General features: G+C 63.2%; 26 protein-coding genes, 1 tRNA gene and 1 riboswitch. Of the genes, 5 read left to right on the top strand and 22 right to left on the bottom strand.

The window, feature by feature from the left end; genetic code table 11:
* Positions 1 to 48: 48 nt before the first annotated feature.
* The 4 genes from NKJ84_RS05870 to cobD form a co-directional block, all read right to left on the bottom strand.
* On the bottom strand, positions 49 to 987 hold the full coding sequence (locus tag NKJ84_RS05870) for a serine hydrolase domain-containing protein (RefSeq protein ID WP_352505722.1): 939 nt from the start codon (positions 985 to 987) through the stop codon (positions 49 to 51).
* Positions 984 to 1,259: a hypothetical protein gene (locus NKJ84_RS05865; protein ID WP_352505721.1), complete on the bottom strand. Its 276-nt coding sequence runs from the start codon at positions 1,257 to 1,259 to the stop codon at positions 984 to 986. The genes NKJ84_RS05870 and NKJ84_RS05865 overlap by 4 nt, the downstream gene beginning before the upstream one ends.
* Before the next feature lie 61 nt (positions 1,260 to 1,320).
* Complete coding sequence (locus tag NKJ84_RS05860; RefSeq protein ID WP_352505720.1) at positions 1,321 to 1,824, bottom strand: tyrosine phosphatase family protein; 504 nt, start codon at positions 1,822 to 1,824, stop codon at positions 1,321 to 1,323.
* Complete coding sequence (gene cobD / locus NKJ84_RS05855) at positions 1,821 to 2,879, bottom strand: threonine-phosphate decarboxylase CobD (protein WP_352505719.1); 1,059 nt, start codon at positions 2,877 to 2,879, stop codon at positions 1,821 to 1,823. The genes NKJ84_RS05860 and cobD overlap by 4 nt, the downstream gene beginning before the upstream one ends.
* Between cobD and cbiB the strand changes: the two genes are divergently transcribed.
* Entirely contained in the window at positions 2,878 to 3,849 is a 972-nt protein-coding gene (gene cbiB / locus NKJ84_RS05850; RefSeq protein WP_352505718.1) for an adenosylcobinamide-phosphate synthase CbiB, read from the top strand. The genes cobD and cbiB overlap by 2 nt on opposite strands.
* A 297-nt stretch (positions 3,850 to 4,146) precedes the next feature.
* Here the strand turns inward: cbiB and cobO are convergent, their stop codons facing one another.
* The 5 genes from cobO to NKJ84_RS05825 form a co-directional block, all read right to left on the bottom strand.
* Positions 4,147 to 4,779 carry a cob(I)yrinic acid a,c-diamide adenosyltransferase gene (gene cobO / locus NKJ84_RS05845; RefSeq protein ID WP_352477569.1) on the bottom strand — a complete coding sequence of 211 codons (633 nt, stop codon included), beginning with the start codon at positions 4,777 to 4,779 and terminating at the stop codon, positions 4,147 to 4,149.
* Between the two features lies 1 nt (position 4,780).
* Positions 4,781 to 5,302, bottom strand: coding sequence for a bifunctional adenosylcobinamide kinase/adenosylcobinamide-phosphate guanylyltransferase (gene cobU / locus NKJ84_RS05840; RefSeq protein ID WP_352505717.1), 522 nt, complete (start codon positions 5,300 to 5,302; stop codon positions 4,781 to 4,783).
* Positions 5,295 to 6,077, bottom strand: coding sequence for a CbtA family protein (locus tag NKJ84_RS05835; protein ID WP_352505716.1), 783 nt, complete (start codon positions 6,075 to 6,077; stop codon positions 5,295 to 5,297). The genes cobU and NKJ84_RS05835 overlap by 8 nt, the downstream gene beginning before the upstream one ends.
* A gap of 15 nt (positions 6,078 to 6,092) precedes the next feature.
* Positions 6,093 to 6,272, bottom strand: coding sequence for a CbtB domain-containing protein (locus NKJ84_RS05830; RefSeq protein ID WP_352505715.1), 180 nt, complete (start codon positions 6,270 to 6,272; stop codon positions 6,093 to 6,095).
* A 36-nt stretch (positions 6,273 to 6,308) separates the two neighbouring features.
* Positions 6,309 to 6,506: riboswitch (cobalamin riboswitch) on the bottom strand.
* Between the two features lie 188 nt (positions 6,507 to 6,694).
* Positions 6,695 to 7,894 (bottom strand): MFS transporter, encoded by a 1,200-nt coding sequence (locus NKJ84_RS05825; RefSeq protein WP_352505714.1) that lies wholly within the window; start codon positions 7,892 to 7,894, stop codon positions 6,695 to 6,697.
* Between the two features lie 245 nt (positions 7,895 to 8,139).
* Between NKJ84_RS05825 and NKJ84_RS05820 the strand changes: the two genes are divergently transcribed.
* Positions 8,140 to 9,138: a heparan-alpha-glucosaminide N-acetyltransferase gene (locus NKJ84_RS05820; RefSeq protein ID WP_352505713.1), complete on the top strand. Its 999-nt coding sequence runs from the start codon at positions 8,140 to 8,142 to the stop codon at positions 9,136 to 9,138.
* A 16-nt stretch (positions 9,139 to 9,154) separates the two neighbouring features.
* Positions 9,155 to 9,661 (top strand): methyltransferase family protein, encoded by a 507-nt coding sequence (locus tag NKJ84_RS05815; protein ID WP_352454650.1) that lies wholly within the window; start codon positions 9,155 to 9,157, stop codon positions 9,659 to 9,661.
* Between the two features lie 19 nt (positions 9,662 to 9,680).
* Here the strand turns inward: NKJ84_RS05815 and NKJ84_RS05810 are convergent, their stop codons facing one another.
* The 4 genes from NKJ84_RS05810 to NKJ84_RS05795 form a co-directional block, all read right to left on the bottom strand.
* Positions 9,681 to 10,067, bottom strand: a complete 387-nt coding sequence (locus NKJ84_RS05810) for a MerR family transcriptional regulator (protein WP_254818129.1) — start codon at positions 10,065 to 10,067, stop codon at positions 9,681 to 9,683.
* Between the two features lie 139 nt (positions 10,068 to 10,206).
* Positions 10,207 to 11,604 (bottom strand): magnesium transporter, encoded by a 1,398-nt coding sequence (gene mgtE, locus NKJ84_RS05805; protein ID WP_502894205.1) that lies wholly within the window; start codon positions 11,602 to 11,604, stop codon positions 10,207 to 10,209.
* A gap of 349 nt (positions 11,605 to 11,953) precedes the next feature.
* Positions 11,954 to 12,436, bottom strand: coding sequence for an SRPBCC family protein (locus NKJ84_RS05800; protein ID WP_254818127.1), 483 nt, complete (start codon positions 12,434 to 12,436; stop codon positions 11,954 to 11,956).
* Complete coding sequence (locus tag NKJ84_RS05795; protein ID WP_023676569.1) at positions 12,433 to 12,750, bottom strand: ArsR/SmtB family transcription factor; 318 nt, start codon at positions 12,748 to 12,750, stop codon at positions 12,433 to 12,435. Before NKJ84_RS05795 ends, NKJ84_RS05800 begins: the two co-directional genes overlap by 4 nt.
* 435 nt (positions 12,751 to 13,185) lie before the next feature.
* Here NKJ84_RS05795 and NKJ84_RS05790 point away from each other — a divergent pair, with 435 nt between their 5' ends.
* Positions 13,186 to 14,001, top strand: a complete 816-nt coding sequence (locus NKJ84_RS05790; protein WP_352505711.1) for a phosphatase PAP2 family protein — start codon at positions 13,186 to 13,188, stop codon at positions 13,999 to 14,001.
* A 344-nt stretch (positions 14,002 to 14,345) separates the two neighbouring features.
* Here NKJ84_RS05790 and NKJ84_RS05785 read toward each other — a convergent pair whose 3' ends face one another.
* Positions 14,346 to 15,413, bottom strand: a complete 1,068-nt coding sequence (locus NKJ84_RS05785) for a cyclic nucleotide-gated potassium channel (RefSeq protein WP_352505710.1) — start codon at positions 15,411 to 15,413, stop codon at positions 14,346 to 14,348.
* A gap of 253 nt (positions 15,414 to 15,666) precedes the next feature.
* Positions 15,667 to 15,751, bottom strand: a tRNA-Leu gene (locus NKJ84_RS05780).
* Between the two features lie 175 nt (positions 15,752 to 15,926).
* Here NKJ84_RS05780 and lipB point away from each other — a divergent pair.
* On the top strand, positions 15,927 to 16,670 hold the full coding sequence (lipB, locus tag NKJ84_RS05775; protein WP_352505709.1) for a lipoyl(octanoyl) transferase LipB: 744 nt from the start codon (positions 15,927 to 15,929) through the stop codon (positions 16,668 to 16,670).
* 388 nt (positions 16,671 to 17,058) lie between these two features.
* Here lipB and NKJ84_RS05770 read toward each other — a convergent pair whose 3' ends face one another.
* The 7 genes from NKJ84_RS05770 to NKJ84_RS05740 form a co-directional block, all read right to left on the bottom strand.
* Positions 17,059 to 17,742 (bottom strand): ABC transporter ATP-binding protein, encoded by a 684-nt coding sequence (locus NKJ84_RS05770; RefSeq protein WP_254818120.1) that lies wholly within the window; start codon positions 17,740 to 17,742, stop codon positions 17,059 to 17,061.
* Positions 17,739 to 19,025 (bottom strand): lipoprotein-releasing ABC transporter permease subunit, encoded by a 1,287-nt coding sequence (locus tag NKJ84_RS05765; RefSeq protein WP_352505708.1) that lies wholly within the window; start codon positions 19,023 to 19,025, stop codon positions 17,739 to 17,741. The genes NKJ84_RS05770 and NKJ84_RS05765 overlap by 4 nt, the downstream gene beginning before the upstream one ends.
* Positions 19,022 to 20,350, bottom strand: coding sequence for a proline--tRNA ligase (gene proS / locus NKJ84_RS05760; protein ID WP_352505707.1), 1,329 nt, complete (start codon positions 20,348 to 20,350; stop codon positions 19,022 to 19,024). The genes NKJ84_RS05765 and proS overlap by 4 nt, the downstream gene beginning before the upstream one ends.
* A 560-nt stretch (positions 20,351 to 20,910) precedes the next feature.
* Positions 20,911 to 21,195: a DUF1467 family protein gene (locus NKJ84_RS05755; RefSeq protein ID WP_352505706.1), complete on the bottom strand. Its 285-nt coding sequence runs from the start codon at positions 21,193 to 21,195 to the stop codon at positions 20,911 to 20,913.
* Positions 21,192 to 21,596 (bottom strand): methylmalonyl-CoA epimerase, encoded by a 405-nt coding sequence (gene mce, locus NKJ84_RS05750; protein ID WP_352477558.1) that lies wholly within the window; start codon positions 21,594 to 21,596, stop codon positions 21,192 to 21,194. Before mce ends, NKJ84_RS05755 begins: the two co-directional genes overlap by 4 nt.
* Positions 21,597 to 21,737: 141 nt before the next feature.
* Positions 21,738 to 23,408 (bottom strand): ribonuclease J, encoded by a 1,671-nt coding sequence (locus NKJ84_RS05745; protein WP_352505705.1) that lies wholly within the window; start codon positions 23,406 to 23,408, stop codon positions 21,738 to 21,740.
* 134 nt (positions 23,409 to 23,542) lie between these two features.
* On the bottom strand, positions 23,543 to 24,364 hold the full coding sequence (locus NKJ84_RS05740; protein WP_352477556.1) for a biotin--[acetyl-CoA-carboxylase] ligase: 822 nt from the start codon (positions 24,362 to 24,364) through the stop codon (positions 23,543 to 23,545).
* Position 24,365 lies beyond the last annotated feature (1 nt).

The following is a 24,365-nucleotide window of genomic DNA, read 5'->3' as shown; positions in this document are numbered from 1 at the left end:
GCTCAGGCCTCGCTCACGAGGGGCGATTCCATTCGCGCGCGAGGATCCTCACTTCCCCTCTTGAAGCGGCGACACCGTGTAGATTTCGTCCAGTATCTTCACCATCAAGGTGTTGGCGGTCGCCTGGCCGTCGAGCGCGAGAGTCAGGTTGGTCCATATGACCAGGGTGACGTCATTGGCCGGATCGTAGCCCATGAAGGACTGGTAACCGGGCACCTCGCCTTCGTGATAGTAGATTACGTTAGGCCCGAAGGTCAGCGTTAGGATGCCATAGCCGTATTTTTGCATGGCGGGTTCGCCCGGCTCCGGCGCCACAGGGCTTGCAAGCCACTGCCGCTGGAAGTCGGCATTGAAGAGCTTGCCCCCGACCAGCGCGCGCATCCACGTCGCGAGGTCATCGGCGGTGGAGATGACTCCGCCAGCCGCAAAGTAGGCGGACGGGTTCTGCCATGTGTCGTCGTTGGGCTTGAGCGTTCCGGCCCTGGCCGCAGCCTGGAGGTCGTCCGGATAGGGCGCATCAGCCAGGGCGTACGACGTACTGCCGTAGAGGTAACCGTTTGAGTATGGTTCGGGGATGGTGTTCGACGTGCTCGGCGGCAACGCCGTGTTCTTCATGCCGAGCGGCCCGAACAAGCGGTCCCGGAAGATGGTCGAGAGCGGCTTGCCGTCGATCTTCTCGGCAACAAGGCCGAGCAGATAGTAGTTGGTGTTGTTGTACTCGAATTCGGCACCCGGCGCGAAGTCCGGCGGCCGTTTGAACGCCATACCGAGTACTTCATCGGCGGTCCATACCCTGTAAGGATACTTGTCCAGGCTTTCGGCAAGTTCCGGCGCATTTGTGAAGTTAGGGAGGCCGCTCCGCATTGTTATGAGCTGTCGAATGGTTATCTCGTCGCCGTTGAGAACGCGCTGGACGTATTTCGAGATCAGATCGGCGAAGCTCAGTTTCCGTTCCTGCACCAGTTGCACGATAACAGCGGCGGTCATCGTCTTGGTGTTCGAGGCCGCACGGAAGTGGGTATCGGCGCGCGGCGGGTTCGTGGCACCCAGTCAGTCGTACCGTAGCCGAAGACGAGGTTGCCCCGCGGAGTCTTGAGCAAAACCATAGCACCGGGCAGCATAAGTTCCTTGGCCAAACGCTCGACAGTGGCTTGGAGCGCTGCCAGGTCGATCGACTTGAGAGCCGGCATGGAGGCGGCCATGGCGCTGCCTGTCGTGCAGACCACGCCAACAACGATTGCCAAAATTCTCCCGATCATCATTCGCTCCTTGGCTGTGTCCTAGAACTCCTGCGCTCTTTCCTGGAACTTGTTTTTAGGCTCAGATTTTCAATTCGAACGGTGTGCCTTCGAAAGCATCCGCGCCGCGCCCGATCGCCTGGATCGCTTCGATCATTCGGCCCCTGCGATCGAGCAGCGTGTCGGCGATCGCGATCAGCCGCGGATTGGGTGTCGCCGTCGGCGACAGCCTGCGCAGAGTCTCGGCCAACTCGGCCTCGTCGCGCTTCGGCGCCAGCGCTGCCGCGATGATATAGGCCGAGGCGGTCGAGCGGCTGATGCCGGCATGGCAATGCACCACCAGCGGGCGCGAGCGATCCCATTGGCGGGCGAAATCGAGCAGGGTCACAACGTGCTCCTCGCCCGGCATGGTCATGCCCTCCTGCGCCACCGCAATGTCGTGCATGACCAGATGCAGATGGTTTTCCCTGGTGATCGAGGCCGGTCGCACCACCTCCGTTCCGGCGGCGAGCAGCGAAAGCAGCCGCCCGGCGCCGGTCTTCGCTACCGTTTCCTCGACTTTGGACAGCGAGCAGACATGGATCATTGGGTCGTTTCTCCCTTGGCATCATCGTCGCGCCGCGAGGCCCAGCCGGCAAGTGCGGATTCGAGCCGCCGCCATTCTTCGTCGGCTCCCGGCAGGCCGGCGCGCAGCACATCCGGACGATCGGCGAAATGCCGAAGCAGGATGCCGCGCTGGCCAAGCGCCGAAAACAGGCCGGCAGCGTTCGCCAGCCTGAGATAGCGGAACAGCGTGGTGCCACCGGCGACAGGCACGCCGAAGCGGCCGAACAGCGTGTCGAGCCGTGCGGCGTCCTCGGCCAGACGGCGCCGCATCCCGGCCTGCCAGCCGGTGTCGGCAAGCGCCCTTATGCCATATTCGAGCGCCGGCCCGGCAACCGCCCATGGCCCGAATTGCGCCTCCAGCCGCTCGACCATCAGCGCGTCGGCCAATGCAAACCCAAGCCGCAGGCCGGCCAGGCCGAAGAACTTGCCGAACGAGCGCAGCACGACGATGCCGCCCTGGTCGACGTCGCCGGCCAGGCTCTCGCTGCGCGGGCCGACATCCATGAAGGCCTCGTCGACGACCAGCAGCCCGCCTCTGGCGCGTAATGCCCGGGCAAGTCGAAGCAATCTTTCGCGCTCGACGACGCGCCCGTCCGGGTTGTTTGGATTGACGACGATCGCAAGGTTGGCCGCCGCCAGGGCTTCGAAATTATCGACTTCAGCCGCCGCGTGGCCGGCGATCGCTGCTGCCCGCCGATGCTCGGCATAAGTCGGCCCGAGCACCAGCACCTTGCCCGGGCTGACCAGCGAAGCGACGCGCGGCAACAGGATTTGCGTGCCGGGCGCCGCCGCGACGTTCGCCGCCGACGGCGCGCCATAGGCGCTTGCCGCGACTTCAGCCAAGTCGCGGCTGCGCGCCGTTTCCGGCAATCGCGACAGGGCGGTGGCGGGCAAATCGAAAAGCGGGTAGGAGTGCGGATTGATCCCGGTCGAGAGGTCGACGAAAGGCAGCGGCGCGTGAGGGAAAAGCGCCCTCGCCCGGCCAAGGCTTCCGCCGTGGTCCACTGCCGCCGTCACCCCATCAAGAGACTTCATGTCGATCCTGATCACTTTCCTGTCGCTGGCCATCGAACTTGTACTCGGCTACCCGGCCCGGCTCTTCGATGCCATTGGCCATCCCGTCACCTGGTTCGGCAGGCTGATATCCTTTCTCGACCGCAGGCTCAACCGCGCCACTGATTCCGACGCCGACCGTCGCCGCTGGGGCGTCGTCGCGCTGCTGGTGATCGTGCTGGTGCCGGCCGCCCTCGCCTTCTGGATCGAAGTCATGCTTTGGAGCATTCCCTTCGGCTTGTTGGTCACCGCAATCCTGGCGACGTCGCTGCTGTCGCAGAAGAGCCTGGCCGAGCATGTCGAAGCGGTGGCCGACGCACTCGACAGCGGCGGACTGGACATGGGCCGCATCGCCGTCTCCAGGATCGTCGGCCGCGATCCGGAAAAGCTCGACAGGGCCGCTGTCTGCCGCGCAGCGATCGAAAGTCTTGCCGAGAATTTCTCCGACGGCGTCGTCGCGCCGGCCTTCTGGATCGGTATTGGCGGGCTCGCCGGCGGCGTCGCCTACAAGGCCGCAAACACCGCCGATTCGATGATCGGCCACCGCACGCCGCGCCACGAAGCCTTCGGCTGGGCGGCTGCGCGCTTCGACGACTGGATCAACCTGCCGGCGTCGCGGCTGACGGCGCTGCTGATCGTGCTTGCGGCTTTCCTGGTCAAGGGCGCCGACGCCAAAGCCGCCTGGCACGCCGTGCGGCGCGATGCGAAAAAACACCGCTCGCCCAATGCCGGCTGGCCGGAGGCAGCGATGGCCGGCGCGCTCGGCCTGGCGCTCGCCGGCCCCCGTTCCTACGACGGCGTGATGGTCGAAGACGCGTTGATGGGCGAGGGCGGCCGCCGCGACGATGTCGAGAGCACCGACGTCCGACGGGCGCTGAAACTCTACCAGGTCGCCGACTTGCTGCTGATTGCGCTGTTCGGGGTGGTCGCAGTGGTTGTTATCTTGGCGTGACCTGCGCTCGAGATCGACGGAAACAAAAAACCCGCCAAGCGGCGGGTCGTTGGAGCCAATTAGCACCATAGCGAAATTAATAGCATAGCTGCCGGCACAAAGCAAGAACAAAATAGGGCAACGCCTCAAATAATCGGTTCAGGTCGGCGCTGCCCCTCAGCCTTAGCTCCCCGTGAAAAGACAGGGAGAGGGAGATCGCCAGCGTTGCGGCTAGCTCCTTGTCCCCGTCCTTCACGGGGAGAAGTCGCCGGCAGGCGATGAGGGGCAGCGCTGACCTTGACAAACCAGCAACACCCCTCAGAACTCAATCCCCTGCTGCGCCTTCACGCCGGCGGAGAAGTGGTGCTTGGTCACGGCCATCTCGGTGACCAGGTCGGCCGCCTCGACCAGTGCCGGCTTGGCGTTGCGGCCGGTGACGACGATATGCAGGCCTTCGCGGCGTGACTTCAGCGCCGCGACCACCTTTTCGAGGTCGAGATAGTCGTAACGCAGCGCGATGTTCAACTCGTCGAGCACCACCAGGCTGATCGACGGCTCGGCCATCAGCTCGAGCGCCTTCGCCCAGGCGGCCTCGGCCGCCGCGATGTCGCGTTTCAGGTCCTGCGTCTCCCACGTAAAGCCCTCGCCCATGGCGTGCCAGAGGACACGGTCGCCGAAGGCGGCAAAGGCGTCCTTCTCGCCGGTGTGCCATTTGCCCTTGATGAACTGGACGACGCCGACACGCTTGCCGTAGCCGAGCATCCTGAGCGCCAGACCGAAGGCGGCCGTGGTCTTGCCCTTGCCCGGCCCGGTGTTCACGATCAACAGCCCCTTCTCGACCGTCTTGGCTGCAACCTCGGCGTCCTGCACCGCCTTGCGCTTGGCCATCTTGGCGCGGTGGCGTTCCTCGTCCCCCTGTTCAATGGTCTTGGGATCGATAGTATCAGCCATGTCATTTCACCTTGAGCGGCAGCCCCGCCACCATCAAAAGCACGGTGCCGGCGACCGCCGCGACGTCCTGGTTCAGCCGGCCGGCGGCATCGCGAAACCGTCTTGCCAGCGCATTGTCCGGCACGATGCCCTGGCCGACCTCGTTGGACACCACGAACCACGGGCCACGCGGCCGCGACAGCACATCGGCCAGCCTTTGGCATTCGGCCTCGACATCATGGTCGGCCAGCATATGGTTGGTCAGCCACAGCGTCAGGCAGTCGATCAGCACCGGCTGGCCGTCGGGCAGTGCCTCGATCGCGCCGGCAAGGTCGAGCGGCGCCTCGATGGTCGTCCAGCCATCGCCTCGCCGCGAGCGGTGCAGCGCGATGCGCTGACGCATCTCCTCGTCATAGGCTTGCGCTGTGGCGATATAGCTCCACGGCGCCGGACAGGCGCTCACCAGCCTCTCGGCATGCGCGCTCTTGCCGGAGCGCGCACCGCCGATGACCAGGGTCAGCGCCCCGGCAGCGCGGTCAGGCAAAGCTGTCGCGCAGGCTGGTTGCCGCGCCGGTGAAGCGTCCGCGCACCAGCCCGACGACCATACCGAGCACCAGCCAGAACACCAGATTGGTCAGCGTCACCGCCACCACGAACTGATGATGCAGGCCTTCCGGGATCGCCGTCTCGAAACTGTCGGGCTGCGGCGCGCCGACAATATGCGGCGCAACGATCAACGCCACGGCAAGGATCGCCAGCGGCAGCGATCTGCGGAAGGCGATAAGGCCGAGACCGGCCGCTGTCGCCACCACTGTTGCCCACCACCAGATCTGGCGTTGGACAAGGTCGGCCGCCGGCATCGCCGGCAGTTCCGGCGCCAGGCCGAGGCCGGGCGCCAGCGTGAACACGGCAAAGCCGGCCAGGCCCCAGAACAGGCCCTGGCGCCAATTGCCGATGCCGCCGGCGAATTCCGAAACCGCGACCAGGACCAGTGCGAAGCCAATGCCGGTGACGATATTGGCAACGACGCTGAAACCAAAGCGCTCGAAGCCGTCGGCCGGCGCCCAGCCTTCGTCTTCAGCCGGAGCCATTGCTTCAGCCGGTGCCGGCGCGGCGCTGCTCATAGCCATCGTGCCGGCGGCGTTTTCGGCCGGTGCCGCAGGTGCCGCGGCATGGTCATGGCCGCCGCCGGCCTGTTCGTAGACTTCCGCTTTCAGGATGAGCGGCACGGTGGCGTAGGCCTGCATGCAGGCGAGAACGACGCCGGCCACAAGCCCTGCGATCGCCGCGATGAAGACGACGTTGCGAAACAGTGTCATGATGTCAGCCCCTTGTCAGTGGCAGGGAAAGCCCATCGAGTGGCGATAGTCGTGCGCGGCATTGTGGACCGCATCGATATGCGAGAAGCCGACAAAGCCCATGACGAAAATGCCGAGGAATGCAGCAAGCGCCAGCTGCAGGAGACGCGACTGCGAGGAGGCGGAAGCGCCGAGCGAAACGGAAGCGGTATTCATGTCTTGTCCTTTCGCCCTCCACCCGAGGGCATAGAAGTCAGTTTCCTGTCGCCGGCAGGTCTCCTGGCTCGCGGATCAGCGCCCTTCCCCACCTTCCCGAAGGCGAACCTTCAGTGGCATATGGAGAGGACTACCGCACACAGTTGCGGGGGCAGCCACGGCATTGGGCAAACAATTTCGCCCGCACCGCATTCCCTCTTGGTTCCAAACGGAACCGACGACATCAGCGACTATAGGCAGAATCGCCGCGCCCGGCAAACCAAATTCCGCCGGATCGTGTGGCGAATGCGCCGCCTCGCCAAACCGGAGAACTGGCGCCGCAGACGTCGCGATCTGCGCGGTCAAACAGAACGGCCTGCGTTCGATGCGGCACTGCACCGCTTCCACAATTGGGTGTTCGAGCGCCATGCGGCGCTCGAACATCAAAGCGATTTGGGCAGATAGCGCCAGGTGACGAAGCCGCAGATCGCCGCCAGCAGGCCGAGTGTCGCGAAAACCGCGCCCAGGCCGAAGAACGCCAGCACCACGGAATAGACCAGCGGCGGCGTCAGCTCGGAAAAGTCGAGATAGGTGCGGTAGACCGCCGCCATCTGTGCCCGCTCATACGAGCGCACCGAGCGCATGAAGGCGGTCGAGCCCAGCGCATCGAGCGCGATGGTGAAGAAGGCACCGCAAAGCAGCAAGGCGCCGGTGATGAGCGGTGCGGCCTCGCCGACGGCGCCGGCCGCCAGCAGCGTTGCCGACATCGCGAAATAGGCGAACGTCATGGTGCGCCGGCCGCCGAAACGCTTTCCTGCCCTGCCCCAGAAGATGGCCATGAACAAAAGCGCATTGCCGGCCGAAACCAAGAGGCCGCCGGCGAGCTTGCCCTCGCCGGTGATCACCATGAACAGCGGCCCATAGACGAAGAACGTCGTCCAGAAGCAGGAGCGGCCGAAAGCGATCAGCCAGGCCAGCCTCAGCCTTGGCTGCGCGACGAAGCGGCCGATATTGGCCAGCGGATTGACCGGCCGCGTCTTGCCGGGGCGGATCGACGGGTTATCGCCAAGCCGGTAAGTCCAGAACAGCGCCAGTAAAGCCATGGCGAAGACGGCCACCGCGCCATGCGCGGCATAGATGCCGAAACGCGTGTAGAGGTAAATTCCGAGGGTCGGCCCGGTGGTCCAGGCAAGCATCGACCACGCCATGCGCAGCGACTCGGCCTGCATGAAATCGGTCTTGCGGATATGGTCCATGATGTAAAGGTTGAGCGTGATCGCCAGCGCGCCGGCGCCGACGATGCGGCAGAGCATGCCGACCACCTGGCCAGCCAGCGTATGGGTGACGAAGAACAGCGAGCCGGCGGCCAGCAGGCAGGCGCCGGCGGTATAGACCCAGCGCCGGGCAAAGCGGGCGATCAGCATCGGCATGAACAGCGTCGCCGACAGGCCGAGCATCGCCACGATCGTGTAGAGGATCGAAACAATCTGCTCGTTGTGCAGTATCTCATAGGCCTGGATCGGGATGACGCTGGACACGGTGGCGCGCGCGAAGGATTCGACCGCATAGAGCGAGGCGAAGGTGCGGGCATCCGCCGGCCGCAAGGCCGCAAGCCAGATCGGATGGCGCACATGGGTAGCCATTGTGTTCCCCGAAGCCGAATCGCCCGAAGCAGGGTTGGAGCACAAATCTGCCGCGGCGATTCCTGGCCGCGTAACAGGAAACCGACGCCTTCACGGCAAAAAGCGAAGCCGGCCAAAGGCTTTCCGGCTCTGGCCTAAAGCAGCCCTGATGCCGCCGTCACCAACGCAAAGCAAGGCCCTGCTTCTTTTGACGGTGGCAACCGTGATAGTCGTCTTGCCGGGGCTGAACCAAGACAGCGAGACCAATGAGCATCGACACGCCGAGCGCAGCCGTTCAGGATCAACCGAAGTCGAAGCGCATCGCCGCTATCGACATTGCACGCGGCATCGCATTGCTTGCCATGGCGAGCTATCATTTCACCTGGGACCTCGAATTCTTCGGCTACACCGATCCCGGCCTCACCGCCTTCGGCTGGTGGAAAATCTACGCGCGCTGCATCGCCTCGAGCTTCCTGTTCCTGGTCGGCATCAGCCTCTATCTCGCCCATGGCAAAAAAATCCGCTGGACCGGCTTCTGGAAGCGCTTCGCCATGGTTGCCGGGGCAGCGCTCGCAATATCGCTGGTCACCCGCATCGCCACGCCCGACGGCTTCATCTTCTTCGGCATATTGCACGAGATCGCGCTCGCCAGCTTGCTCGGCCTGGCGTTCCTGCGGCTGCCGGCGCTGCTGACGCTTGCCGTGGCGGCCCTCGTTATCGCCGCGCCTTTCTACTTGCGATCCGAGCTTTTCGATCATCCGGCTTTGTGGTGGGTCGGCCTGTCGGCGACCAACCCGCGCTCCAATGACTACGTTCCGCTGCTGCCCTGGTTCGGCGCCGTACTTGCCGGCATCGCGGTTACCAAGCTCGCCGCCACCTCCGGCGCACTGACGCGGCTGTCGGCCTTGGCGCCCGGCCGCTGGGCAAACCCGCTGGTCTTCATCGGCCGGCACAGCCTTGCCTTCTATTTGATCCATCAGCCTGTGCTGATCGGCTCGGTCTGGCTGTTTTCGCAATTCATGCCGGCGCCGGCCGAAACCAGGGAGGTGAGTTTTCTGAAATCCTGCCAGATATCCTGCGAGCAGGCACGCGACACCGAGTTCTGCTCCAGCTATTGTGCCTGCATGCTGGACACTCTCCAGGGCGAAGCCTCGCTTGACCGGCTCTACAGCAACGACCAGTCCCTGGAGTGGAAGGCGCATATTGGCGAGCTCGCCGGCACCTGCACCGCCCAAGCCGAGGCGGCGGAACTGGGAACGCGCTAATCGAGGGAGGACAATAATGAGCGACAGTCACCCGAAACCCGTGCAGCAAAATCCTGGGCAGCCGAAGCTGGGGCACATCCCATGGCCGCCGCTGATCTATATCGCCGCCATCATCGTCAGCGTCGCGCTAGGGCTGTTCTATCCGCTGCCGTGGATCGGCGATCTTCTCGGCGACATCCTGTTCGCCGCCGGCCTTGTGGGGTTGGTGGCGGTTGCCGCGCTCTGGTTCACGGCAATTCGCACCATGATCCGCGCCAAGACGACGCTCAACCCGAACGGCGTGCCTGACCATCTGGTGACCACCGGACCCTTCGCCGTCAGCCGCAACCCGATCTACCTCGCCAACACATTGCTGCTGGTCAGCCTCGCCTTTGTCACGGGGATCGCCTGGTTCCTGCCGCTGGCGGTCATCGCGGCGTTCTTGACGCAGAAGCTGACGATCGAGAGCGAGGAGAAGGTGCTGACCGCCAAATTCGGCAAAAAGTACCGGGACTACGCCAAAAGGGTGCGGCGCTGGATTTGAGCCGAGGCTGACACCGCGCCTATGTGGTGACGCCGAGTTCCACCAGCCGCTCGACGCAGGATTCCTCGGCTTGGTCGAGTTCGGCCAGGGTCTCTTCGAGGTCGCGGCGTTTCTGGCGCAAATGCTCACGCTTTTCCTCGATTCGCTTGATCATCAATTTGAGTTGGCCGACCTCGCCGGGCGGCTCCCTGTACATCTGGATGATTTCGCGGATCTCGTTGATCGAGAAGCCGAGCCTTTTTCCCCGCATGATCTGGCGGATCAGATGCCGGTCCGATGGCCGGAACAGCCGGGTGCGGCCGCGCCTTACCGGCTGCACCAGCCCTTCATCCTCGTAGAAGCGCAACGTCCGCGTCGACACGTCGAATTCCCGGGTCAGTTCCGTGATCGAATAATATTCCCGCATCGTCACTCCAATGCCCCGACCACGCCGCGAGTTCCAACTGGCCGGCGCCGCCGGCGCTCAGGCGCGTACCAGAATCGGCGGACAAGGCGCTTTCCAAAGCCTCGCACGGCATTTACGTAAAAGTCAATTGAGGTGCCGTTCAGCGCACGCCGAACCACCATGTGGCGAGCCCGAGAAAGGCAAAGAAACCGACGACATCGGTGACCGTGGTGACGAAAACCGCCGAAGCCACAGCCGGATCGATCTTGAAGCGGTCGAGCAGCAGCGGGATAAGGATGCCTGCCAGAGCCGCCACGAACATGTTGATGATCATCGCAGCCGCAATGATGCCGCCGAGATTGCGATCGTGGAACCAGGCAGCAGCCACGAGGCCGATCAGGATGGCGAAAATGATGCCGTTGATGAAGCCCACCCCGATCTCGCGGCGGATGATGCGGCCGGCATTGTAGATGTCGAGGTCCCTGGTCGCCAGCGCCCGCACCGTGACGGTCATGGTCTGCGAGCCGGCATTGCCGCCCATGCCGGCGACGATCGGCATCAGCACCGCCAGCGCCACGATATGCTCGATGGTGCGGTCGAACAGGCCGATCACCGAAGCCGCCAGGAAAGCCGTCAAAAGATTGACCAGCAGCCAGGGCACGCGCGAGCGCGAGGTCGAAAAGATGCTGTCCGAGAGTTCTTCGTCACCGACGCCGCCCATGCGCAGCAGATCTTCCTCGGCCTCCTGCTGGATGACGTCGACGACGTCGTCGATGGTCAGCACGCCGACCAGCCGCTCGTTCTCGTCGACGACGGCGGCGGACAGAAGATCGTATTGTTCGAATTCGCGCGCCGCCTCCTCCTGGTCCATGGTGGCCGGGATGGCATGCCTGGTCTCATGCATGACCTCTTCGACCTTGACCGAGCGCTTGGTACGCAGGATCTGGTCGAGGTCGATGGCGCCGAGCAGCTTGAAGCTCGGATCGATGACGAAGATCTGGCTGAAACGGTCGGGAAGATTGTTGTCCTCGCGCATGTAGTCAATCGTCTGGCCGATCGTCCAGAAGGGCGGCACCGCGACGAACTCCGTCTGCATGCGGCGGCCGGCGGTCTCTTCGGGATAATCGAGCGAGCGCCGCAGCCTGATCCGCTCGGTGAACGGCAGTTGCGACAGGATCTCGTCCTGGTCCTCCTGGTCGAGGTCTTCGAGAATGTAGACGGCATCGTCGGAATCGAGATCCTGCACCGCCTGGGCGATCTGCGCATTGGGCAGACTGTCAACGATGTCGCGGCGGATCGCCTCGTCAACCTCGGTCAGCGCGGAAAAATCGAAATCCTTGCCCAGCAATTCGACCAGCGCGCGTCGCTGTTCCGGATGCAGCGCCTCGAGCAGGTGGCCGAGTTCCGACTGGTGCAGATCGTCGACTTCACGCTTCAGCGTCAGCGTATCGCGATCGGCGATCGCGGCCCCGATCTGGGCGAGGAACGACGACAGGATGACGCCGTCCTCGTCATAGATGTCGGCGCGGCGCTCCTCGGCGGCCCTGGCGCCGGTCATCTGTTCGTCCTGGCCTTCCACCAGCGCCTCCCGCCATCGGATTTCCGGATAAGGTGCCTGTCAGGTCTAACGCATGACCCTGACAATCGGAATCGATTTTGCGAAAGGACCATGCGCAACGGCAAATTGCTACAGCGCCGTTCGCGCGTCCAAACGACGCAACGCATACCGGATGGTAGGAGGAGAGGACGTTCTACAAACCTGCGGCGCTGCAAAACCTTTGCGGCGCCAGGTAAAGGGCAGCGTATCTCCCCGCCCGGTCAACCAGATGGGGAGATCGACACTGATTCAAAACGGCGAGGCCGGCAGTGCGAGGGCCTCGCTGGTATTGGACTGGAAGGCTTCCCGATCAGGCGGCGTGGCGCTTCGCCTCGGCCGCATAGCGGTCCAGGAGACCGCTCCAGCCACCCTCGGATTCGAAGGCCTCGCGCATCGCCTCTGCGGTTTCGCCCATGTTCTCCAGAAGCCTGTGCTCGAGTTCCACACGCGTCGCGTTCTCACCGAGCGCGACAAAGCGGATCTCGACTTCGGTCAGCAGTGCCGGATCGTAGCGCCAGCCGGCTCCAATGCGCCAGGCGAGCGTCAGCCTGGACGGCGGATCCCAGGCGAGAACCTCGCCCCAATCGCATTGTGACCCATCCTCGCCAATCTCGTACCAGCGGCCGCCGGCTTTCGGTTCGATCACCGCGGTCGTCAGGGCGGATTTGCCGATCGAGTGCGAAGCCGGCCACCAGCGCCCGAATCCTGTGGTGAACACATCGAATGCCTTGTCGAGCGGCACCTCCACGGTCACCGACTTCCTGACCGGCGCGGGCTTGATCATGGTCGTCATTTCCTCTTCTCCTTGCTGTTGTCGACTTCCCGTTTGAAGGCGTCGAGCGCATCGCCCCACATGCGGTCGAGCCAGGCGCGCATCTCGCCAAGTCCATGCGGGTCGAGATGATAGATGTTGCTGGCACCTTTCGGCTCTGCGCGGACCAGCCGGGCTTCCTTCAAAACCTTGAGGTGCTGCGATACGGCCGGCTGCGAGACCGGAAGCACTCGCGTCAGATCGATGACCGAGCGTGGCCGATCGGCGATGAGCTCGAACACCTTGCGGCGTGTCGGATCGGCCAAGGCCACCATGCCTGCGTAATCATAAATCATGACTTATGATAAGCTAAAACTTATGATACGTCAACAGGAGGCGGCAGGCCGCGTTAAGCACCGACCAGTTCGGTTTCCAGCCCCCGGGGCAATCCCTTCACGCAGGGGCTTGGACAGCAAATGCGGATGCAAGATTACAGGGAAACAATCCGTCGCATGCGAGCCGGCGGCAAATGTCGACCACCGGGGAAAAGTAAACCTGGCGGCAAGGTTTTTACCTTATCGGTATATGTGTCTCTCCGGCGAAACGTTAAGAACGGGTAAATTGGTTTGGCCCTAACCACGGAAGCCTCTCGCTACAGGCCCTCCGCCATATGGCAATTGCGCCTCTCATTGTTCATGGCGACATATGTTTTAGGCGCATCCGCACTATACCCAGAAGTATTCTATACGTCTGCCTCAATCTATTCTCACAAATTTCTTGTTGGGATCCCGGTGTTGTTTATCGGTGGCGTCTGCTGTGCCGCGCTAATCCATGGCCCGCGGCAACCGGTTCGCTACGCACTGGATTTGGCTCAAGGGCGCTGGCGTGGTTGTCTGCTGGTGCTGCTGTTCTTCTTTGCCAGCTTGACCGCGTTCTCTACCTACAAGATCGCCATCCCGTCCGTCGTCCCATACTATGCCGACAACTGGTTGGCCGACGCTGACGAATGGCTGCACGGGATGCCGCCATGGGAGATCGTCCATAAGCTCGACAGCAACGATTGGTCGTCCGTCGTCTTCAACAGCTATGAAGTCATTTGGTTTTACCAGTGGTTCGGCACCATCCTTTTCGTGTCGCTCTGGTCGGACGAGATTGCCCGCATCCGCTATCTCTGCGCAGCAGCGCTGACGTTGTCCGTCCTCGGAACGGTCTTGGCCCTGGCGCTGGCATCGGTCGGACCGGTTTACTACCACCACTTTGTCGGCGTGGATCGCTTCCACGGATTGAATGCGGCCCTGGACAGGCTGGACCATAGTTACATGGTGCGGGACCCCGCGGCATATCTCCTGATGGCTTACCAGAGCGGCCGGCCAAGTCTTGGCGGCGGCATCTCGGCCATGCCAAGCATGCATGTCGCCTTTGCCGTATTGAACGCCTATTTGCTGTCATCGATCAATCGCTGGCTTGGCGTTCTGGGTTGGACCTTTGCAGCCCTGATCCTGTACGGATCGGTGTTCACTGGCTGGCACTATGCCGTGGACGGCTACGCATCGATCGTTGTTGTATCGGTGATCTGGTGGGCGACCGGACGCCTGGTGCGCGAATAGCTATGTGCGCTTGTCGATGGATGGCCATGGCCGCCGATGGCCAGTTCGCATAAGCCAAACTCGCGACCGCAATCAGGCACAAAGCACGTGCCCCGACAAGGACGCTCCCCGCCGTGCGAGAATTCAACGAGGAAGAGATTCCGCTTTCGAATTTAATGGTGCGGTCGAGATGCAGCGCCGCAACGCCTCCCGCGTTGATTTTAAAGCATTTCTCTACGATTCCGCGGCGATTTGTATTGAGGGCGGTTCGGCAGCGGCAGAGCATGTAGTTCCAGCCAGCCACTGTCGGCGGGCAATTGGCCGCCCTGGCAGCGCATCCTCCTCCTGACAAACACCTAGTGCGGTCAACCCTTAGGCGCCGCGCCGCGCCGCTCGAGCGCGGTTTTGCGAATGATTTCTGCGATCTCCGGGCTGCTGCTGCACAGCATCTGGAAATCCGCCGAGTGTAGCGACAGGAGTGAGACCACCGTTGTGGCGCTGACGGTCGCCGAGCGCGGTTCGCCGGTGATCAGCGCCATCTCGCCGAAGAAGGCGCCAGGGCCCAGCTCCACCGGGTTCGGCGTCGCGACGCTGACGCGCCCCTCCACGACGAAGAACATCTGATCACCGGTCTCGCCCTTGCGGCAGATCACAGCGCCAGCCGGCACGCTGCGAGGTCGTAATGCGCGCACGATCTCGACTAGTGTGGCCGGGCCGAGCTTCTGAAACAACGGCACGGCGGCGACCAATTGCCAATTGCGGACGAAATCCTCGCGACGGACTTCTTGATAAAAGCCGGTGGCAAGAATGCCAGCCCAGAGCGCGAAGATGCCGATGCCACTCATCATGACCGCCCCGGCAAGGACGCGGCCGGCGAAGCTTTCCGGAATAGCGTCGCCATAGCCGGTGGTGGACAGCGTGACCACCGCCCACCACATTGCCTGGGGGATGCTGCCGAACTTTTGCGGTTGGACGTCGCGCTCGATTACATAGGCTGCGAGCGCAACACCGAACAGAACGATGCCGAAGACCGTGGCGACGCCGATCAGGTTGCGCGCTTCGTTGGTCAGGATTCTGCCCAGCAGCGGGAAGAAAGTTGAATCGCGCAGCGGTTTCAGCAGCCAGACAGCACAGTAGAGGCTCCGATCGGGCGTGCCGACGAGCAGAAATGCGGCGAGTGGAACCAAAACCGCGAGCATATCAATGGCGATTGCCGGCGTCCTGTCCCGAACGTCTCCCGCCCGGCGCTTGAGCAGTTTCTCGGCCAATTCCAGGAGATAGACGCCCCAAATGACCGCGAGCACGGCAGCCAAAGCCAGTCTGCTTCGCCCGGACATGTCCGGTGTCGTGAGCGCAGCCACCGCCACAAGCCCAGTCGCAGCCAGCACCGCGTTGAGCGGCGCGTAAATTCTTAAGAAAGGCAGTACCGACATTCTATGCCCACGAGCGGATGCTACCCTCCAGAATAGGATGCCTTCAAGGCAAGCGCAAAGGTGCTTGCTTTCGCTGCGATGCCCATCACCAACCGTGAACTCAGATGTCCGGGAAAGTGAACAGACGGCATAGGACGCGAATTAACAAATTACGGTGACAGTGGGCTTTTTGCCGTATTTGCACGGCTGTGCGACAAGCCTGAAAAATCGCAATAACTTCCACAGCCAAAGACTGAACAGCCAGAAGACTGATTGGTGCGGTCGAGAAGACTCGAACTTCCACGGGTTGCCCCACAGCGACCTCAACGCTGCGCGTCTACCAATTCCGCCACGACCGCACGTGGTAGGAGCCGGAACCAACCGGCCCGCGGCGTGTAGCAAATCGTTTCCGGTGAAACAAGTGCGCGGCCAGCAATAATCGGCCGGACATCGGCATAACTCTTCAAGGGCCGAACGTGCCGGAACTGGACGTTTGTACCGATTGCCGCCATATGAGTGGCGAGACGAGATATCATGACGGACCGCAGCCAGATCGCCACGTCGTTCCTGCCCTTGCCCGGCTCGGCGCCGGTCGAATGGCGCATCGAGCCTGGGCTCACCGCCTATCCCGATGCGCTCGCCCTGATGGAGGCGCGAGCCGAGGCAATCCGCAGCGGCGCCGCCGGCGAGATGGTCTGGCTGGTCGAGCACCCGCCGCTCTACACCGCCGGCACCAGCGCCCGCGTCGAGGACCTGATCGAGCCGGACCGCTTCCCGGTCTTTGCCGCCGGGCGTGGCGGCGAATACACCTATCATGGGCCAGGCCAGCGGGTCGCCTACGTCATGCTCGACCTGAAGCGGCGGCGCGAGGATGTCCGCGCCTTCGTCGCCGCTCTCGAACAATGGATCATCGGCTCACTGGCCGCCTTCAACGTACGCGGCGAACGCCGCGAGGACCGCGTCGGCGTCTGGGTGGTTCGGCCGGACCGCCCCGCTTTGCCCGACGGCTCGGCGGCCGAGGACAAGATCGCCGCCATCGGCATAAGGCTGAGGCGCTGGGTGAGCTTTCACGGCATCGCCATCAATGTCGAGCCGGACCTTAGCCATTTCAGCGGCATCGTGCCGTGCGGCGTCCAGGATCACGGCGTCACCAGCCTTGTCGACCTCGGCCTTCCCGTAACCATGGCCGACCTCGACCTGGCGCTGAAATCCGCTTTCGAGGACGTGTTCGGGCCCGCCGCGGTGTCGCCTGTCGAAGTGTCCCGCAAGGCCGGCTGAAACACTCGCCCAATGCCTGCGCCAATATGCGAAGGCGGCCCTCGCTCATCAGCATCGAGCCCGCCCTTGAGCTCAATCCTCACATCGCGCCGATCCAGATTGCCATGGAAATGAGGAACGTGCTCATGCACACCAGCGAAACGACATCCTGAACAAGATTGGTCATAACTCTCTCCTGTTGTTAGTATGTTCGTATTTTGTTCTAATTTTGTTCGAATGTCAACGATCGCAGCCCGGGTGTCACCGGAATTGCGCTCGGTCATTTCGACAGGGTTAAGAAAGGGTTGAAAAGGGAGATGCGGGCGTTTCGGGGCCGACAGGCGCGCGCAAGTGGCGGGACGGCGCACGGCAGCTCGCAGGCCGGCATCGCCTCAATAGCAGCGCACCCCTAAAGCGGCACGACCTTGCCGTCGGCCAGCGTCACGCGGCGGTCCATGCGCGAGGCGAGCTCATGATTATGAGTGGCGATCAGCGCCGCCAGGCCCGATTGCCGGACCAGCGCTGCCAGCGCCTCGAACACATAGGAAGCAGTCACCGGGTCGAGATTGCCGGTCGGCTCGTCGGCCAAAAGCACCAGCGGCGCATTGGCGACGGCACGCGCAATGGCGACCCGCTGCTGCTCGCCGCCGGAGAGCTCGGAGGGGCGATGCTGTGCCCGCTTGCCGATCTGCATATAGTCGAGCAATTGCGCCGCCCGCTCGGCCGCCTCCTTGCGCGGCAGCCCTTTTATCAGCTGCGGCATCATGATGTTTTCCAGCGCCGAGAATTCAGGCAGCAAATGATGGAACTGATAGACGAAGCCGACGTCGTTGCGGCGGATCGCCGTGCGCTCGTCGTCGGAAAGCCGGCCGCAGGCGCGCCCCGCCAGGATCACGTCGCCGGCGTCCGGTCGCTCCAGCAGCCCGGCGGTGTGTAGCAGCGTCGACTTGCCGGTGCCCGACGGCGCCACAAGCGCCACCATCTCGCCACGCTTCAGCGAAAAATCGGCGCCGTTCAGGATGGTCAGCTTGCGCGGTCCCTGCACATAGTGCCGTTCGACGCTCTTCAGCTCGATAATGGCTTCGGCCATCACTCGTACCTCAGCGCTTCGACCGGATCGAGCCTGGCCGCGCGCCACGCCGGAAACAGCGTGGCCAGGAACGACAGCGCCAGCGCCATGAGAACGACGGAGATCGTCTCGCCGGCATCCATGCGGGCCGGCAATTGGCTCAGGAAATAAAGCTCGGGATTGAACAGCCGCTCGTTGGCCAGCCAGGAGAAGAACTGGCGAATGCGCTCGACGTTGAGGCAGATCACGATGCCGAGCAGCACGCCGGCGATGGTGCCGACAACGCCGATCGCAGCCCCGGTCATCAGGAAGATGCGCAGGATCGCGCTGCGCGTCGCGCCCATGGTGCGCAGGATGGCGATGTCGTGGCCCTTGTCCTTCACCAGCATGATCAGGCCCGAAATGATGTTGAGCGCCGCCACCAGCACGATCAGGGTCAGGATCATGAACATGACGTTGCGCTCGACCTGCAGCGCGTCGAAGAACGTCTTGTTGCGTTGCCGCCAATCGACAAGGCTGATCGGCCGCTGCGCCGCATCTTCGACCTTCGGCTTCAGCGCGTCGATATTGTCGGGATTGTCGGCGTAGATCTCGATCGTCTGCGCCCGGCCGTCCATGTTGAAGTAAAGCTGCGCTTCCGAGAACGGCATGTAGACGATCGAGCTGTCATATTCCGACATGCCGACCTCGAAGATCGCGGTGACCGGATAGCCTTTCATGCGCGGCGTCGTGCCAAGCGGCGTGATGTCGCCCTCGGGCGAAATCAGCGTGATCGTATCGCCAAGCACTAGCCCGAGATTCTCGGCCATGCGGCTGCCGATGGCGACGCCTTCGCCGGTGTCGAAGCCGACGATCGAGCCCTCCTTGATATTGTTGGCGACGATGGTGATCTTGCCGAGATCCTCGCCGCGTATGCCGCGCACCAGCGCGCCGGTGCCGCCGCCGACATTGCCTTGCGCCAGCACCTGCCCGTCGATCAGCGGGATGGCGTATTTGACGCCGGGCACGCCGTTGATGCGGCCGGCGACCTGGGCATAGTCCTCCAGCGGCATATCGAGCGGCTGCACGATCAGGTGCCCGTTGACGCCTAGGATGCGCGTCAGCAGTTCGGCGCGAAAGCCGTTCATCACCGCCATGACGACGATCAGCGTGGCGACGCCCAGCATGATGCCGAGGAAGGAGATCGAAGCGATGACCGAGATCACCGTCTCCTTGCGACGCGAGCGCAGATAGCGCCACGCCACCATGCGCTCGAAGCCGGAAAAAGGCCCGGCGCCCGATGGTCTTGCTGCCGCCGCTTTGTTCATGCGGCGGCACCGAAACGCTGCTTCACGTCCGCGATCGGCAGCGTCTCGCGCTCGCCGGTCCTGCGGTTCTTGATTTCGACCTCGCCGGCGGCGATGCCGCGCGGCCCGACGATAACCTGCCACGGCAGCCCGATCCGATCGGCGGTGGCGAACTTGCCGCCCGGCCGCTGGTCGGTGTCGTCGTAGAGCACCTCCTTGCCGGCGGCGGCAAAAGCGGCGTGCAGCTCGCCGCAGACGCGATCGCATTCGGCATCGCCGGCCTTCATGTTGATCAAGCCGACATCGAACGGCGTCACCGCCTCCGGCCAGATGATGCCGTTATCGTCATGACTGGCTTCGATGATCGCGGCGACCAGCCTGGACGGGCCGATGCCGTAGGAACCGCCAGAAACGAAATGATCCTTGCCGTCCGGGCCTGTCACCTTGGCGCCCATCGGCTTGGAATATTTGTCGCCGAAATGGAAGATATGACCAACCTCGATGCCGCGCGCCGAGACCCGGTCGCTCGCGGGCACCTTCTCCCATGCCGCCTCGTCATGCATCTCGTCGGTGGCGGCATAGGGCGTCGTCCATGTCTTGACGATGGCGCCGATCTCGGCGTCGTTCGAAAAATCCGTGTCTGCGCCAGGCACTGCCAGCGAGAGATAATCGCGGTGGCAAAACACCTGGCTCTCGCCGGTGTCGGCCAGGATGATGAACTCATGGCTGAGGTCGCCGCCGATCGGCCCGGTGTCGGCGCGCATCGGGATAGCCTGCAGCCCCATGCGCGTAAACGTCCTGAGATAGGACACGAACATGCGGTTATAGGCGGCCTTGGCGCCTTCATAATCGAGGTCGAAGGAATAGGCGTCCTTCATCAGGAACTCGCGCGAACGCATGACGCCGAAGCGCGGGCGCACCTCGTCGCGAAACTTCCACTGGATGTGATAGAGGTTGAGCGGCAGGTCCTTGTAGGACTTGACGTAGGAGCGGAAGATCTCGGTGACCATCTCCTCGTTGGTCGGCCCGTAGAGCATATCGCGGTCTTGCCGGTCCTTGATGCGCAGCATCTCCTTGCCATAATCTTCATAGCGGCCACTTTCGCGCCACAGCTCGGCCGATTGGATGGTCGGCATCAGGATTTCGAGCGCGCCGGCGCGATTCTGCTCCTCGCGGATAATCCGGCAGACCTTGTCCAGCACCCGCTTGCCGAGCGGCAGCCAGGAAAAGCTGCCCTGCCCCTGCTGGCGGATCATGCCGGCACGCAGCATCAGCCGATGCGAGACGATCTCGGCCTCGCGCGGGTTTTCTTTGAGGATGGGCAGGAAATAGCGCGACAAACGCATGAACTGGTCCGTGAGAGAGGATGGCGGCGCCGGAATCGGCGCGGCACAGGCTTGCTTGCCCCGGCTTCATAGCCATTTCATGGCGGAATGGAAACCCGGCCCAGGCGCTGCACAGGCGCCGCAATTGCCGCACGCGGCTTGCTGGGCGTTTCGCAAGCAACGCCTGCCGTACTATTGTGCACTGCAGCACGAGATTGCCTGTTTCCGGGCAAAATTCTTCGTGACATTTTCACCCGCCTTAGGCTAGTGTGCCCACATAACCGAGAGGGTAGAGAAAAATCTGCCCTCCTACGCGGTCAAAGTCTTGGGAGGATGCGATCTAGGCGCGGTAACTCGCTGCCGCCGGACACCGGAAACAGATCGGACGCGTTTAAATTGCAAGGCCTCGCGCCTTGCATTTTTTTTGTGCAATCATTTGGTTAGCACGACAGATTACCAAACTACATGACGTTGCGTCAGCCCAAGCCCGCCCCGGGGCTTTACTTGGATTGACCGTGCTGGCTCAGCTTGATTTCAGGGCGTCGGCTAGGCTGGGATAGCCGGACACGGTAGGTAGCCGGCTAATGCGCTGGGCTCTGGTTGAAATCCGGCACGATATGCGGGATGTCATCGATGCCGAGGCCAAGCCCTCTCGTGATGCCGTAGAAGATAGCCATGAGGACCAGCGTGGCGATTGTCGTGCGCAGCGCCGCGCGCAGCATATGCGGTCCGCGCGGTGCGCTCGGAACCGTGCCAAGCGTCACGTCCCGGTCCTCGTCCTGTGTCCGCATGCTGAACGGCAGGACGGCGAACAACACCACCCACCATATGGCGAAGAACAGGGCAACAAACGAAACCCAACTCATGCTTGCTCCAGTTCGACCAGCGTGCCGAAGAAATCCTTGGGGTGCAGAAACAATACCGGTTTGCCATGCGCGCCGGTCTTCGGCTTGCCGTCGCCCAGCACGCGCGCGCCGCTGGCCTTGAGACGGTCGCGCGCCGCAACAATGTCGTCCACCTCGTAGCAGAGATGGTGCATGCCGCCGGACGGATTCTTCTCGAGGAATGCGGCGATCGGCGAGGCTTCGCCGAGCGGCTCGAGCAACTCGATCCTGGTGTTGCCGACGTCGACGAACACCACCGTAACGCCATGCTCCGGCAGCGCCTGCGGCGCGGTTACGCGGGCGCCAAGCGTATCGCGATAGACCGCCGCAGCCGCGGCCAGATCCGGCACCGCAAGCGCGACATGGTTGAGACGTCCGAGCATAGGGTACTCCCGGGTTAAGGGAGTAGGGGAGTAAGGCAGTAGGGGAGTAGGGAAAAAAGGATCTAGAAGTGCAGACTGTTTGCGCTCCTACTTCCTGCTTCCCTACTCCCTTACTGCCTTACTGCCCTATTCCCTTGTTCGTCACCGCGTGACGAACACTGTCACCAGCGGCTTCTTGCCCCAGGCTTCGTTGGCCGCGCCGCGCACCGCGCGCCGCACCGCCTCCTGGACCAGGTCGAGGTCTTTTCGGCGCTGGCGGGGGATGGAGTCCACGGCGCCGATTGCCGCATCGATCATCAGGTCTTCCAGGCTCTCGCCGCTGCGGTCGGCCTCGGCGACGCCGATGGCGACGAGATCGGGATCGCCGGCAAGCTCGTATTTGTCGTCGAGCACGACGTTGACGGCGACATGGCCGGCAAAGGACAGCTTGCGGCGGTCGCGAATGCCCATCGCCTGATCGCTGCCGATCAGCCTTCCGTCCTTGTAGATGCGGCCGAACGGAACCTGGTCGATGATGGCGGCAGCACCCGGATACAGCCTGAGCATGTCGCCGTCGCGCACCTGCGCCACCTGGCCGATGCCGGACGTCGACATCAGCGAGCCCTGCGCCACCAGATGCGCCGCCTCGCCATGAACGGGAACGCCGATCTGCGGCCGCACCCATTCATACATCTTGCGCAATTCGCTGCGGCGTGGATGGCCGGAGACATGCACCAGCGCATCGCCGTCCTCGATGATCTTGATGCCGAGATCGATCAGGCGGTTCTTGATTTCGAGGATCGCCTTCTCGTTGCCGGGAATGGTGCGCGAGGAAAACACCACCGTGTCGCCGGCCGTCAGCGCCACCGACTTCATCTCGTCGCGCGACAGCTTGGCAAGTGCGGCAAGCGGCTCGCCTTGGCTTCCGGTGCAGATGATGACGAGGTTTTCGCGCGGGATGAAGCCGTAATCCTCCTCGGCGATGAATTCCGGCAACCCGTCCATATAACCGAGTTCATCAGCCACATCGATGACGCGCTTCATCGAGCGGCCAAGCACCAGGCATTGGCGGCCGGCATCCCGCGCTGCCTTGGCGATCGAGACGATGCGGCCGACATTGGAGGAGAAGCTGCTGACGGCGACACGGCCCTTGGCATTCTGGATGACACCTTTGAGGCCCTCGCCCACCGCCACTTCCGACGGTGATTCCCCTTCCCGCAGCGCGTTGGTGGAATCGCAGATCAACGCCAGCACGCCCTTGTCGCCATAGGCACGGAAGCGTGCCTCGTCGGTCATCGGCCCCACCGTCGGCGCCGGATCGATCTTCCAGTCGCCGGTATGGATGACGACGCCGGCCGGCGTGGTGATCGCCAGCGACATCGGTTCGGGAATGGAGTGCGCGACGGGGATGGCCTCGATCTCGAACGGACCGACGGTGAATTTCTCGCCAGCCCGGTAGATCGTCACCGGGATCTTCGGCGCCCCTTGCTCGCCCTGCCGCTTGGCTTCCAGCAGGCCGGCGCCGAACGGCGTCATCCAGACCGGCGCCTTGAGCTTCGGCCAGATGTCGTGCAGCGCGCCGTAGTGGTCCTCATGTGCATGGGTAATGACGATGCCGCGCAGATTGGCGACATTCTCCTCGATGAAGCGGGTGTCGGGCAGTACCAGGTCGACGCCGGGCAGGGTTGCATCGGGAAAAGTAACGCCGACGTCGACGACGATCCATTCGCGCGCATTGGCCGGCCCATAGCCGTAGAGGGCGAAGTTCATGCCGATCTCGCCGACACCGCCGAGCGGCACGAAGACAAGTTCGGCATTTTCCGCTGTCGCCATGGTCTTTCCTTCCTTGCCGGTCAAATTGTGGGCCGGTCAAATTGTGGGCCGGTCAAAATTGTCGGCCAATCAAAATTGTCAGCCGGTCAAATTCAAGCTGGTCAAATACCTGGCCAGTCAAACGTATTGGCCAGTCAACCGACGGCCGATGCGACCGCGCCGAAATGCACGTCGCCGGCGGCGATCGTCAGAACCGAGCCTTCATCGTCGCGGATCACGAAACGGCAGTCTTCGTCAATGGTCTCGAAGGTGCCGCGCACCACATTACCGTCAATTCTGACAGCAACCTGCCCGCCAAGCCCCGCCGCACGCGCCAGCCAGCGCCGCCTGACGGCGGCAAGCCCACGCCCTTCGTTCCACAGCCGGGCATTCTCGCTCCATGCATCCGACAGCGCCAGAAACAGCGTCTCGGCATCGCAAGCAGACCCCAGCGCGTTGAGCGACGTCGCTGGATAGGGCAAATCATTAGGATAAGCCACCACATTGACGCCGATGCCAACAGCCACCGCCGAACGGTCGCCATCCAGCATCGCCGATTCCAGCAGGATGCCGGCGAGCTTAGCGCCCGAGGCAAGCACGTCGTTCGGCCATTTCAACTCGAAGCGGTTCTTGCCCTGGCTCGCACCATCGAGGCCGATCGCAATCCTGCCTTTCGGCACGACGGCGTCGAGCGCGTCGGCCAGCGCCAGTCCGGCAACGAAGCCGAGCGTCGCGGCAAGTCGAAGCTCGGTGTTGGTGATCACCAGCAGCGTCGCCGCCAGGTTGCCTTCGGGCGTCGCCCAGGCGCGGCCGCGGCGGCCACGTCCCGCTTCCTGCTTTTTTGAGACGACCCAGAGTTTGCCCGGATCGCCGGCCCGCGCGTGCTCCAGCGCCAACGCATTGGTGGAGCCGACCGTATCGTGCGCCTCGAGCCGGAACCCTTCCGAAGCCGCGGTTGGAGCCAGCCTGAACGTCATT

Origin of the sequence: Mesorhizobium sp. M0048, from assembly GCF_040323405.1 — a bacterium.
In the GTDB taxonomy this organism is placed as follows: Bacteria; Pseudomonadota; Alphaproteobacteria; order Rhizobiales; family Rhizobiaceae; genus Mesorhizobium.
Note: the sequence above shows the minus strand (reverse complement) of the source record. Positions and strands in the feature narration are given on the sequence as shown.

What these genes read in the sequence shown, in the direction of transcription:
- NKJ84_RS05870 (WP_352505722.1), bottom strand. Translation starts at nt 987, where the DNA reads ATGACCGCCGCTGTTATCGTGCAACTGGTGCAGGAACGGAAACTGAGC.
- NKJ84_RS05865 (WP_352505721.1), bottom strand. Translation starts at nt 1,259, where the DNA reads ATGATCGGGAGAATTTTGGCAATCGTTGTTGGCGTGGTCTGCACGACA.
- NKJ84_RS05860 (WP_352505720.1), bottom strand. Translation starts at nt 1,824, where the DNA reads ATGATCCATGTCTGCTCGCTGTCCAAAGTCGAGGAAACGGTAGCGAAG.
- cbiB (WP_352505718.1), top strand. Translation starts at nt 2,878, where the DNA reads ATGTCGATCCTGATCACTTTCCTGTCGCTGGCCATCGAACTTGTACTC.
- cobD (WP_352505719.1), bottom strand. Translation starts at nt 2,879, where the DNA reads ATGAAGTCTCTTGATGGGGTGACGGCGGCAGTGGACCACGGCGGAAGC.
- cobO (WP_352477569.1), bottom strand. Translation starts at nt 4,779, where the DNA reads ATGGCTGATACTATCGATCCCAAGACCATTGAACAGGGGGACGAGGAA.
- NKJ84_RS05835 (WP_352505716.1), bottom strand. Translation starts at nt 6,077, where the DNA reads ATGACACTGTTTCGCAACGTCGTCTTCATCGCGGCGATCGCAGGGCTT.
- NKJ84_RS05830 (WP_352505715.1), bottom strand. Translation starts at nt 6,272, where the DNA reads ATGAATACCGCTTCCGTTTCGCTCGGCGCTTCCGCCTCCTCGCAGTCG.
- NKJ84_RS05825 (WP_352505714.1), bottom strand. Translation starts at nt 7,894, where the DNA reads ATGGCTACCCATGTGCGCCATCCGATCTGGCTTGCGGCCTTGCGGCCG.
- NKJ84_RS05820 (WP_352505713.1), top strand. Translation starts at nt 8,140, where the DNA reads ATGAGCATCGACACGCCGAGCGCAGCCGTTCAGGATCAACCGAAGTCG.
- NKJ84_RS05815 (WP_352454650.1), top strand. Translation starts at nt 9,155, where the DNA reads ATGAGCGACAGTCACCCGAAACCCGTGCAGCAAAATCCTGGGCAGCCG.
- NKJ84_RS05810 (WP_254818129.1), bottom strand. Translation starts at nt 10,067, where the DNA reads ATGCGGGAATATTATTCGATCACGGAACTGACCCGGGAATTCGACGTG.
- mgtE (WP_502894205.1), bottom strand. Translation starts at nt 11,604, where the DNA reads ATGACCGGCGCCAGGGCCGCCGAGGAGCGCCGCGCCGACATCTATGAC.
- NKJ84_RS05800 (WP_254818127.1), bottom strand. Translation starts at nt 12,436, where the DNA reads ATGACGACCATGATCAAGCCCGCGCCGGTCAGGAAGTCGGTGACCGTG.
- NKJ84_RS05795 (WP_023676569.1), bottom strand. Translation starts at nt 12,750, where the DNA reads ATGATTTATGATTACGCAGGCATGGTGGCCTTGGCCGATCCGACACGC.
- NKJ84_RS05785 (WP_352505710.1), bottom strand. Translation starts at nt 15,413, where the DNA reads ATGTCGGTACTGCCTTTCTTAAGAATTTACGCGCCGCTCAACGCGGTG.
- lipB (WP_352505709.1), top strand. Translation starts at nt 15,927, where the DNA reads ATGACGGACCGCAGCCAGATCGCCACGTCGTTCCTGCCCTTGCCCGGC.
- NKJ84_RS05765 (WP_352505708.1), bottom strand. Translation starts at nt 19,025, where the DNA reads ATGAACAAAGCGGCGGCAGCAAGACCATCGGGCGCCGGGCCTTTTTCC.
- proS (WP_352505707.1), bottom strand. Translation starts at nt 20,350, where the DNA reads ATGCGTTTGTCGCGCTATTTCCTGCCCATCCTCAAAGAAAACCCGCGC.
- NKJ84_RS05755 (WP_352505706.1), bottom strand. Translation starts at nt 21,195, where the DNA reads ATGAGTTGGGTTTCGTTTGTTGCCCTGTTCTTCGCCATATGGTGGGTG.
- mce (WP_352477558.1), bottom strand. Translation starts at nt 21,596, where the DNA reads ATGCTCGGACGTCTCAACCATGTCGCGCTTGCGGTGCCGGATCTGGCC.
- NKJ84_RS05745 (WP_352505705.1), bottom strand. Translation starts at nt 23,408, where the DNA reads ATGGCGACAGCGGAAAATGCCGAACTTGTCTTCGTGCCGCTCGGCGGT.
- NKJ84_RS05740 (WP_352477556.1), bottom strand. Translation starts at nt 24,364, where the DNA reads ATGACGTTCAGGCTGGCTCCAACCGCGGCTTCGGAAGGGTTCCGGCTC.